Origin of the sequence: Streptomyces sp. col6, assembly GCF_008042035.1 — a bacterium.
GTDB lineage: Bacteria > Actinomycetota > Actinomycetes > Streptomycetales > Streptomycetaceae > Streptomyces.
On the sequence record NZ_RDBL01000024.1, the window covers coordinates 1 to 9612 of the forward strand.

At 70.3% G+C, this 9612-nt stretch carries 7 protein-coding genes, 3 rRNA genes and 2 pseudogenes; 8 read left to right on the plus strand and 4 right to left on the minus strand.

Annotated elements, in window-relative coordinates; genetic code table 11:
* A pseudogene (locus tag EAO73_RS26495) lies at positions 1-927 on the plus strand (type VI secretion protein); the annotation flags it as partial.
* A gap of 10 nt (positions 928-937) precedes the next feature.
* Here EAO73_RS26495 and EAO73_RS26500 read toward each other — a convergent pair.
* Entirely contained in the window at positions 938-1495 is a 558-nt protein-coding gene (locus EAO73_RS26500; protein ID WP_147974105.1) for a GNAT family N-acetyltransferase, read from the minus strand.
* Between the two features lie 147 nt (positions 1496-1642).
* Here EAO73_RS26500 and EAO73_RS26505 point away from each other — a divergent pair, with 147 nt between their 5' ends.
* Complete coding sequence (locus EAO73_RS26505) at positions 1643-2902, plus strand: sensor histidine kinase (RefSeq protein WP_191134232.1); 1260 nt, start codon at positions 1643-1645, stop codon at positions 2900-2902.
* Positions 2899-3564, plus strand: a complete 666-nt coding sequence (locus EAO73_RS26510; protein WP_147974107.1) for a response regulator — start codon at positions 2899-2901, stop codon at positions 3562-3564. Before EAO73_RS26505 ends, EAO73_RS26510 begins: the two co-directional genes overlap by 4 nt.
* 49 nt (positions 3565-3613) lie before the next feature.
* Here EAO73_RS26510 and rrf (EAO73_RS26515) read toward each other — a convergent pair.
* Positions 3614-3730: ribosomal RNA gene (rrf, locus tag EAO73_RS26515) — 5S ribosomal RNA — on the minus strand.
* 176 nt (positions 3731-3906) lie between these two features.
* Between rrf (EAO73_RS26515) and EAO73_RS26520 the strand changes: the two are divergent.
* The 5 genes and pseudogenes from EAO73_RS26520 to EAO73_RS26540 form a co-directional block, all read left to right on the plus strand.
* Positions 3907-4980 (plus strand): annotated as a pseudogene (locus tag EAO73_RS26520) (glycerophosphoryl diester phosphodiesterase membrane domain-containing protein); the annotation flags it as partial.
* Between the two features lie 34 nt (positions 4981-5014).
* Positions 5015-5671, plus strand: coding sequence for a DUF4129 domain-containing protein (locus tag EAO73_RS26525; RefSeq protein ID WP_147974109.1), 657 nt, complete (start codon positions 5015-5017; stop codon positions 5669-5671).
* Entirely contained in the window at positions 5668-6903 is a 1236-nt protein-coding gene (locus tag EAO73_RS26530; RefSeq protein WP_147974110.1) for a DUF4350 domain-containing protein, read from the plus strand. Before EAO73_RS26525 ends, EAO73_RS26530 begins: the two co-directional genes overlap by 4 nt.
* Complete coding sequence (locus EAO73_RS26535; RefSeq protein ID WP_147974111.1) at positions 6900-7907, plus strand: AAA family ATPase; 1008 nt, start codon at positions 6900-6902, stop codon at positions 7905-7907. Before EAO73_RS26530 ends, EAO73_RS26535 begins: the two co-directional genes overlap by 4 nt.
* 11 nt (positions 7908-7918) lie before the next feature.
* The gene (locus EAO73_RS26540; protein WP_147974112.1) at positions 7919-9229 is read left to right on the plus strand and encodes a DUF58 domain-containing protein; all 1311 of its coding nucleotides are present in this window, start codon (positions 7919-7921) and stop codon (positions 9227-9229) included.
* An 84-nt stretch (positions 9230-9313) separates the two neighbouring features.
* Here the strand turns inward: EAO73_RS26540 and rrf (EAO73_RS26545) are convergent.
* Positions 9314-9430, minus strand: a 5S ribosomal RNA gene (gene rrf / locus EAO73_RS26545).
* A gap of 78 nt (positions 9431-9508) precedes the next feature.
* Positions 9509-9612 (minus strand): 23S ribosomal RNA (locus tag EAO73_RS26550); the annotation flags it as partial.

Here is a 9612-nt window from a genome sequence, read left to right on the forward strand (position 1 = left end):
CTCGTCCTCTACGGCCCCGCCGCCACCCGCCGTGCCACCGCCGTCCAGGCCATCCGCGAGGCCGACGGACCCGTGCTCGTGGTGACCTCCGACCCCAGCCTCTGGGCCGAGACCAAGGACGCCCGCGCCAAGCTCGGCCCGGTCCTCGTCTACGACCCCGGCCACCTCTGCGACACCCCGGACCGGCTGCACTGGGCACCCACCACCGGATGCGAACAGGCCGACCGCGCCGCCGACCGCGCCACCGCGCTCCTCGCCCCCGTACGCCCCCAGGCCCGCGTCGACACAGCGACCGCCGACATCGCCGAGACCCTCCTGCGCTGCTGGCTGCACGCCGCCGCCATCGACGGCCGCCCCTTCCGCCAGGTCCACCGCTGGGCCATGGGCGGCAACGCCCACGAACCCGTCCGCCTGCTGCGCACCCACCCGAAGGCGGCCCCCGGGCTCGCCGGACTGCTGGAATCCGCGCTCACCGGCCACCCCGAACGCCGCGAGATGGCCCAGGAGCTGACGGTCCGTGCCTTCGGCGCCCTCTCCTCGGTCCACGTACGGGATGCCTGCACCCCCAATCGAGCAGATGCGCTCGCACTGGATTCCTTTGCGGACGAAGGGGGCAGCCTCTATGTGGTGGGTGAATCCATCGAGACCCCGCGATCCGGTCCGGGGACGATGCCCCTGCTCACCGCGCTCGCCTCAGACGTGGTCGAGCACGGCCGCCGCATGGCCGCACGGTCATCCGACGGCCGGCTCGACCCACCACTGACGCTCGTCCTCGACGACGTCGCGGCCGTCGCCCCCCTGCCCCGGCTGCCGGACCTGCTGAGGACCGGCCAGGCCCAGGGCCTGTCGACCGTCGCCCTGCTCCGTTCCCCCGAACAGGCCCGCTCGCACTGGACACAACAGCTCCGGACCCCCAGCAGCCTCTGAGGGGCGGACGTCAGGGCCGCGTCACCACGTACTCCAGCTCGCGCGCCGACGGATCGCCCGGCATCGGCACTGTCTCCCCGGTCGGCACGAAGCCGAATCGCCGATAGAAGGCGGCGGCACGCGGATTGTCCTCGTGCACATACAGCCGTACGCGCTCCAGCCGCGGCTTCTCCAGCGACCACGCCCAGTCCACAGCCGACCGGAACAGCGCGTCGGCCACACCCCCACCCCGCGCCTCCGGCCGCACGAACACCCCGACCAGATGCCCCTGGTTGACCGCCGCCGGCTCACCGAACCTCGCCTCGACGTCCGGCCCCTCCACGAGCACGGTCACCGATCCCGCCCACGAGCCGTCGGGACCCTCGGCGACGAACTGCCGCACCTCGCCCGCGCCGTCCTCGGAGGCGCCCAGCGTCCGCTCCCGCCACGCCTCGTCGGACCGCTTCAGCCCCTGCTCGTACGTCTCCAGGAACGCCACCGGGGCGGCCGGGTCCTGCAGGGCGGCCAGCCGCAGCTCCCTCACCGACTGCCACTCGTCGGCACGCACCGGCCGTATCACATAGTCCATCCTCCGATCCTGACCCGCGCGCCCACGACCACGCAAACGCATTCGCCCCACCGGGCCCGGCCCTGCCCGCCCGCGGCCTGTGTGCCTCGGCCACACTGGTCACGGGGACGCACGACCCGTACGCAGCGCGAGGCCGGGGGGCTACAAGTGACGGACGACGCCACGGACCAGAGGCCCGCTCCCGCCACCCCGCTCACCGGGCACCTACAGCGCCTGTTCCAGCGCATACGCGCCTTCGACCGCCGCCGGCCGGCCGTCTGGAACGCCACCCTCACCACGTTCTGGGTGCTGTACGCCGTCCTCGACGTCTCCACCGGCGGCTGGCGCACGGTCGCCGTCGACCCGCACGTAGCGGAGCCGCTGGTGTTCGCGATGAGCGTGGCGTTCTCGGCACCGCTGCTGTGGCGCCGCTCCCACCCCCTGTTCGTACTGGCCTTCATGGCCCCGTTCTCCCTCGTCAACGTGTGGACGGGAGCGGTCCTCCAGGCGTCGTTGCTCCAGGAGATCGTGGTCTTCAGCATCGCGGTACGGCTTCCGATGCCCACGCTGGCATGGTCCGGCGCGCTGCTCGCCGCACCCCTGGTGATCGCCTCGGCTCGGTTCCCTGACGACGGGGACCAGCTGCTGCTCCCGCACGTCTGGGTGTTCGCCGTCGCCGTCCTCGCGGGCATCCTGGTGCGTACGCGCAAGGAGTACACCGAGGCTCTCGTCGACCGGGCCGACCGGCTGGAACGCGAGCGCGACCAGCAGGCCCGCCTCGCCGCCGCCGCCGAACGGACCCGGATCGCCCGGGAGATGCACGACATCATCGGCCACAACCTCTCCGTCATCACGGGCCTGGCCGACGGCGGCTCGTACGCCGCCGCACGCAGCCCCGAGCGCGCGGCCCAGGCGCTGGAGGCCATCGGCACCACCAGCCGCCAGGCCCTCGCCGAACTCCGCCGCCTGCTGGGGGTGTTGCGGGACCAGCCGGAGAACGCCGACCGCACCCCGCAGCCCACCCTCGACGACATCGACGCGCTGCTGGAGGGCGTACGCCGGGCGGGCCTGCCGGTCCTGCTGCGTGTACAAGGGACGCCTCCCACCCATCCGCCCACCGCCGGCCGGCAGTTGACGGCCTACCGGGTGGTGCAGGAGTCCCTGACCAACACCCTGAAGCACGCGCCCACTTCACCGTCGCTCACCGCCGAGGTCACCCTGACCTACCGGCCCGGCGCGCTCGAAGCCCTCATCACGGACAATGGCACCCCGCGCCCGGCCGAGCGGACACCCGACGGCACCGGGCAGGGCATCACCGGGATGCGCGCACGCGCGTCCCTGTACGACGGCACACTCGAAGCCGGACCGTCGGCCGAACCCGGCTGGCAGGTAAGGCTGCGGCTCCCCTTGGAGGACACCACCTCGTGACGACCGTGCTCATCGCGGACGACCAGCCGATGCAGCGCTTCGGCTTCCGCATGCTGCTGGAGAGCCAGGACGACATGACGATCGTCGGCGAGGCCGCCAACGGCCACGAAGCGCTCCAGCTCGCCGCCCGGCACCAGCCGGACGTGGCGCTGATGGACATCCGCATGCCGCTGCTGGACGGCATAGAGGCGACCCGCCGGATCGTCGGGGCCGGTTCCCGCACCCGCGTCCTGATCGTCACGACGTTCGACCTCGACCGGTACGCGTACGACGGGCTCCGCGCCGGTGCCAGCGGCTTCCTCATCAAGGACGCGCTGCCGGAGGAGCTTCTCTCCGGCATCCGGGCCGTGGCGAGCGGTGACGCGGTGGTCGCACCGAGCCTCACCCGCCGCCTCCTGGACGCGTACGTCCAACACCTGCCGGCCGACCCGGAGGAGCCGGTCACGCAGGACCCGCGCATCGCCGGCCTCACCGGCCGCGAACTGGAAATCCTCACGGTCGTCGGCCGGGGCTGGACCAATTCCGAGATCTCCGAGCGCCTGCACCTCGCCGAGTCGACGGTGAAGACCCATGTCTCCCGCATCCTGGCGAAGACCGGCGCCAGGGACCGCGTGCAAGCGGTGATCCTGGCGTACGACACCCGCCTCGTCACCCCGGGCTGAAACGCAGAAAAGCCCCGTGCCAATGGCACGGGGCTTTCCCACAATGATTGTTCGGCGGCGTCCTACTCTCCCACAGGGTCCCCCCTGCAGTACCATCGGCGCTGAAAGGCTTAGCTTCCGGGTTCGGAATGTAACCGGGCGTTTCCCTAACGCAATGACCACCGAAACACTATGAAATTGAACCAACCGGATGAAAACACGGCCGTTCGTTATTTCAGAACTAACACAGTGGACGCGAGCAACTGAGGACAAGCCCTCGGCCTATTAGTACCAGTCAGCTCCACCCGTTACCGGGCTTCCACATCTGGCCTATCAACCCAGTCGTCTACTGGGAGCCTTAACCCTTCAGCCCTGCGGTGGGGTGCTCCGCCCCCGTACCCGGGACGGAGCACCCCACCGCAGGGCCCCGCCTGGGGTTCCGCGCCGCAGGGACCGGGCTGGGGCGCCCCGCCGGCCGCGGCGAAGCCGGGTGTCATCCCCCTCCGGCCGCTCGGCGTCGGCGAGATCCTGGACGGCGCCGTTTCCACCATGCGCGCCCACTGGCGCACGGTCCTCGGCATCACGCTCACGGTCTCCGTGGTCGCACAGACCGCCATCCTGCTCGTCCAGCGGTATCTGCTGCCCGATCCCCCGGCGATCGACCGCAACGCCACCGGGTCCGAGGCACTGCGCCAGATCACCGAGTCCCTTCGCTACAGCCTGCTCGACAACGCCCCGCCGCTGCTCATCTCGATGCTGGCCACGATCTTCACCACAGCGGTGCTGACCGTGGTGATCAGCCGCTCGGTACTGGGCCGCCCGGTCACCCTGTCCGACGCCTGGGCCGAGGCCCGCCCCCGGCTGCTGCCCCTGCTGGGCCTGACACTCCTGCTGGCCGTCATGGCCGCGGCGATCATGACCGTCGGCATCCTCCCCGGTTTCCTGATCGGTGACACGGCGGGGGTCGGCCTGGCCTTCCTCGGGCTGCTCGCGGCGGTCGTGGTGTTCGCCTGGCTGATGGTCCGCTTCAGCCTCGCCTCCCCCGCGCTTATGCTGGAACGGCAGTCGATCACCGCCTCGATGCGACGCTCCGCGAAGCTGGTCCGCGACGCCTGGTGGCGGACATTCGGCGTCCTCGCCCTGACCTGGCTGCTGACGTTCATCGTGGCGATGGTGATCGGCATCCCGTTCGGCCTCGTCGCGGTCGGCCTGGACGACGGCAGCCTGAGCTCCTTCCTCACCGACGGAGCCACCGCATTCGGCTGGCCGTTCCTGATCGTCTCCGCCATCGGCGACGTGGTCGTCGCCACCATCACGTACCCCCTCTCCGCCGGCGTCATGGCCCTGCTCTACGTGGACCAGCGCATCCGCCGCGAGGCACTCGACCTCGACCTCGCGAGGGCGGCGGGCCTGCCCGGCTTCGACGACAGGAACTGACAGCGTGTCGGGGGCGGGCGGCGCTGCAGCACGGATGCTGCTACGGGCGAGCGGCGGCGCGCCCGTCGACACCGAGCGCCTCCCCGCCCGGGAAGCAGCCAGACGCGAACTGTCCAAGGGTGCGTACCACCAGGACGATCCGAACCTCCTCCAACGTGGGCTCGACCACCTGTGGACCTGGTTCGGCGATGTCATTTCAGCGGCCTCCGTCGCCGCACCGGGCGGGGCGGCCGGTCTCATCGTTCTCCTCCTGATCGTCATCGCCCTGGCCGCCGCACTCTGGTGGCGGCTGGGCACCCCGCAGCCCGGCTCCAGGTCCGCCGACGCGCTCTTCGCGCACGGCCCCCGCAGCACCGCCGACCACCGCGCCGCCGCCGAGGCCCACGCAGCCGCCGGCCGCTGGAACCAGGCGGTCCAGGAACGGATGCGCGCGATCGTCCGCGCCCTGGAAGAGCGCGACCTGCTGGACGTCCGTCCCGGACGGACCGCCGACGAGGCGGCAGCGGAGGCCGGCCTCGTCCTCCCTCCGTACGACGCACGGCTGCGGTCGGCTGCCCGGCTCTTCGACGACGTCACATACGGGGGCCGCAGCGCCGCCCAGGCGTCGTACCTGGAGCTGCTCGATCTCGACCTGGCCGTCGAGTCCGCCGCACCGGAGCTCTCCGGCGCCCGCGAGGGAGCCGCCGGATGACGACGGCCACCACTCCCTCCGCGCCCACCACCTCGACCTCCGTCACCGCTCACCAGGTGTGGCTCCGCACTCGCGGCGTACTGCTCGCCGTGCTCCTGCTCGTCATCGCCGCGATAGCCCTGGCGGCCGCCCGCTCCGGGGACCAGCACGGCCGCCTCGACCCCCGTTCGGCGGAGCGCAACGGCAGCAGGGCCATCGCCGAACTCCTCAAGGACCACGGCATCTCCGTCCGTGTCGTCACCACCCTCCAGGCAGCCACCTCCGCGACCGGCCCGGACACGACACTCCTCGTCACCGCTCCCAACCTGCTGACGCCCCACCAGCAGGACACCCTGCGTACGGCGACCACCGGTGCGACCGGCCGCACCGTTCTCCTGGGTGCGGACTCCGTCTCCCTCGGCACCCTGGCCCCCGGCGTACACGCGAAGCCCTCCACCTCCGTGGTCGCACGTCCCCCGGCCTGCTCCCTGCCCGCGGCTCTGCGCGCTGGAGCGGCAGAAACCGGCGGTATTCGCTACGCCGCGGACGGCCTCGATACCGATGCCTGCTACCCCGCGGCAGGCCTGCCCTCCGTTCTTGTCCTGCGGCAGCCCGCAGGACAGGAAACCGTCCTGCTCGGCTCCCCCGACTTCCTGTACAACGAGCGCCTCGACCGCCAGGGGAACGCGTCGCTGGCCCTGCAACTCCTCGGTTCTCGCCCTCATCTGGTCTGGTACCTCCCCTCGCTCACTGATCCCTCCGCCACCGACGGCACAACCGGCGGCGACGGCATCCCGGACAACGACACCGCTGACGGAGGGAGCAGCTTCATCGAGCTGATCCCGTCCGGCTGGCTGTGGGGCACGCTGCAACTCGCCCTCGCCGCAGTGCTCGCAGCGGTATGGCGCGCCCGACGCCTGGGCCCCCTCGTCACGGAACGCCTGCCCGTGGCCATCCGTGCCTCGGAGTCCACCGAGGGCCGGGCCCGGCTCAACCGCAAGGCCAACGCCCGTGACCGGGCCGCCGCCTCACTCCGCCGCTCCACCCGCACCCGGATGGCAGCGCTCGTCGGTGTCTCCCCCCGGGAGGCACATTCCCCCGCAGTGCTCCTCCCCGCTCTGTCCACACGCATCGGCCCGGCCCACCGCGACCTCACCGCACTGCTCTTCGGCCCGGCCCCTACCGATGACAGCGCGCTCGTACGTCTGGCAGACCAACTCGACTCCCTCGAAAGAGAGGTCCGAACCTCATGAGCGCACCGCCCCCCTTGTCCACCGAATCAGCGGGATCTGCCGGCACCGTCAGCGGCGACGCAGCCCGCGCTTCCCTGGAAGCGCTGCGCTCCGAGATCGCCAAGGCCGTGGTCGGCCAGGACCCAGCCGTCACCGGGCTTGTCGTAGCGCTGCTCTGCCGGGGTCACGTACTGCTCGAAGGCGTTCCCGGTGTGGCCAAGACCCTGCTGGTCCGAGCCCTCGCCGCATCGCTCGAACTGGGCACCAAGCGCGTGCAGTTCACCCCCGACCTGATGCCGAGCGATGTCACCGGCTCTCTAGTCTATGACGCGCGCACTGCCGAGTTCTCCTTCCAGCCGGGTCCCGTTTTCACCAACCTGCTCCTCGCCGACGAGATCAACCGGACGCCTCCCAAGACGCAGTCGTCCCTCCTGGAGGCGATGGAAGAGCGTCAGGTCACGGTCGACGGCATGCCCCGTCCACTGCCTGACCCTTTCCTCGTCGCCGCGACCCAGAACCCCGTCGAGTACGAGGGCACCTATCCTCTCCCCGAAGCCCAACTGGACCGTTTCCTGCTCAAACTGACTGTTCCGCTGCCCACGCGGGACGATGAGGTCAACGTCCTGACCCGTCACGCCAACGGGTTCGATCCGCGCGACCTGAGGGGCGCGGGACTACATCCGGTCGCCGGCCCCGCGGATCTCGAAACCGCCCGCATCGCGGTCGCCGAGACGGCCGTCTCCCCCGAAATCGCCGGCTACGTAGTGGATATCTGTCGTGCCACGCGTGATTCCCCCTCGGTCTCTCTCGGTGTCTCCCCCCGTGGAGCCACCGCCCTGCTGTCAACGGCCCGAGCCTGGGCCTGGCTCACCGGCCGCGACTACGTAACCCCGGACGACGTGAAGGCCCTGTCCCTCCCGACGCTCCGGCACCGCCTCCAACTGCGCCCCGAAGCCCAGATGGAAGGGGTCACCCCCGACTCCCTCATCACCGCTGTGCTCGCCCATGTCCCCGTACCCCGGTGAGGCGGTGAACCGTGGTTCTCACCGGACGTGCCGCTTTGTTGGCCGCCCTCTGCTCACTCCCTGTAGGCATCGTGGCCCCGAGCTGGACGGGAATGATCGCGGTCAATGCCCCGCTCTCACTGGCAATTCTGTGCGACTATGCCCTGGCAGCGCCAGTGCGTTCGCTTCAGTTCACCCGATCTGGTGAGACAACCGTTCGGCTCGGCGACCGGGCCGAAGTGCAACTCACCGTAGTCAATCCTTCCCGAAGGCGCCTGCGTGCACACCTCCGCGATGCCTGGCCTCCCAGCAGCTGGCCGCCCGGGACCGAATCGGCTGCGTCCCGCCACGAGCTGGCCGTCCCGCCGGGCGAACGACGGCGTCTCAGCACCTTCCTCCGGCCCTTCCGCCGGGGTGATCGCCGGGCTGAACAGATCACTGTCCGCTCGTACGGGCCCTTGGGCCTGACCGCACGCCAGGGAAGCCACCGTGTGCCGTGGACGGTTCGGGTCCTTCCGCCGTTCACGAGCCGCAAGCACCTCCCCTCTCGGCTCGCCAAGCTGCGTGAGCTCGACGGTCGCACCAGCCTGCTCACGCGCGGCGGGGGTACGGAGTTCGACAGCCTGCGATCCTACGTTCCCGGGGACGACGTGCGCTCGATCGACTGGCGGGCGACCGCTCGCCAGTCCGAGGTCGCCGTACGGACCTGGCGTCCGGAGCGCGACCGGCGCGTCCTGGTGGTCCTCGACACCGGACGTACGTCGGCCGGCCGGGTCGGCGATGTCCCCCGCCTCGACACGGCGATGGACGCGACTCTGCTCCTCACCGCACTTGCCACTCGAGCCGGTGACCGTGTTGATCTCCTCGCCTACAGCCGCTGTGTCAGGGCCAAGGTGCATGGGCGGACAGGCAGCGAGGTCCTGCCGGCTTTGGTCGACGCGCTTACCCCGCTCGAACCCGAACTCGTGGAAACCGATGCGCGAGGTCTCGTCGCCGAAGCGCTCGCGCACGCACCGCGGCGGTCGCTGGTCGTCCTTCTGACAAGTCTCGACGCGGCCCCGGTCGAGGAGGGGTTGCTGCCCGTGCTGCCCCAGCTCACCCAGCGGCACACCGTGCTCCTGGCGGCCGTGAGTGACCCACGCGTCGCGGAGATGGCCGAAGCACGCGGCTCAGTGGACGCGATCTACGAGGCCGCCGCAGGAGCCGAGGCCCAGACCCAGCGACGACGCACCGCGGAACGGCTCGAGCAGCACGGCGTGGTCGTCGTCGACGCCTCACCGGACAAACTCGCTCCGGCCCTGGCAGACGCCTACCTGTCTCTCAAAGCAGCGGGACGTCTGTAGCCAGGAGGAGCCCAGTCGACTGAGCACCCCCTGTAAACGCAGAAAAGCCCCGTGCCAATGGCACGGGGCTTTCCCACAATGATTGTTCGGCGGCGTCCTACTCTCCCACAGGGTCCCCCCTGCAGTACCATCGGCGCTGAAAGGCTTAGCTTCCGGGTTCGGAATGTAACCGGGCGTTTCCCTAACGCAATGACCACCGAAACACTATGAAATTGAACCAACCGGACAACAACACGGCCGTTCGTTATTTCAGAACTAACACAGTGGACGCGAGCAACTGAGGACAAGCCCTCGGCCTATTAGTACCAGTCAGCTCCACCCGTTACCGGGCTTCCACATCTGGCCTATCAACCCAGTCGTCTACTGGGAGCCTTAACCCTTCA

Coding starts and splice junctions, on each gene's coding strand:
- EAO73_RS26525 (WP_147974109.1), top strand. CDS start 5,015: ATGCTGCTACGGGCGAGCGGCGGCGCGCCCGTCGACACCGAGCGCCTC.
- EAO73_RS26530 (WP_147974110.1), top strand. CDS start 5,668: ATGACGACGGCCACCACTCCCTCCGCGCCCACCACCTCGACCTCCGTC.
- EAO73_RS26535 (WP_147974111.1), top strand. CDS start 6,900: ATGAGCGCACCGCCCCCCTTGTCCACCGAATCAGCGGGATCTGCCGGC.
- EAO73_RS26500 (WP_147974105.1), bottom strand. CDS start 1,495: ATGGACTATGTGATACGGCCGGTGCGTGCCGACGAGTGGCAGTCGGTG.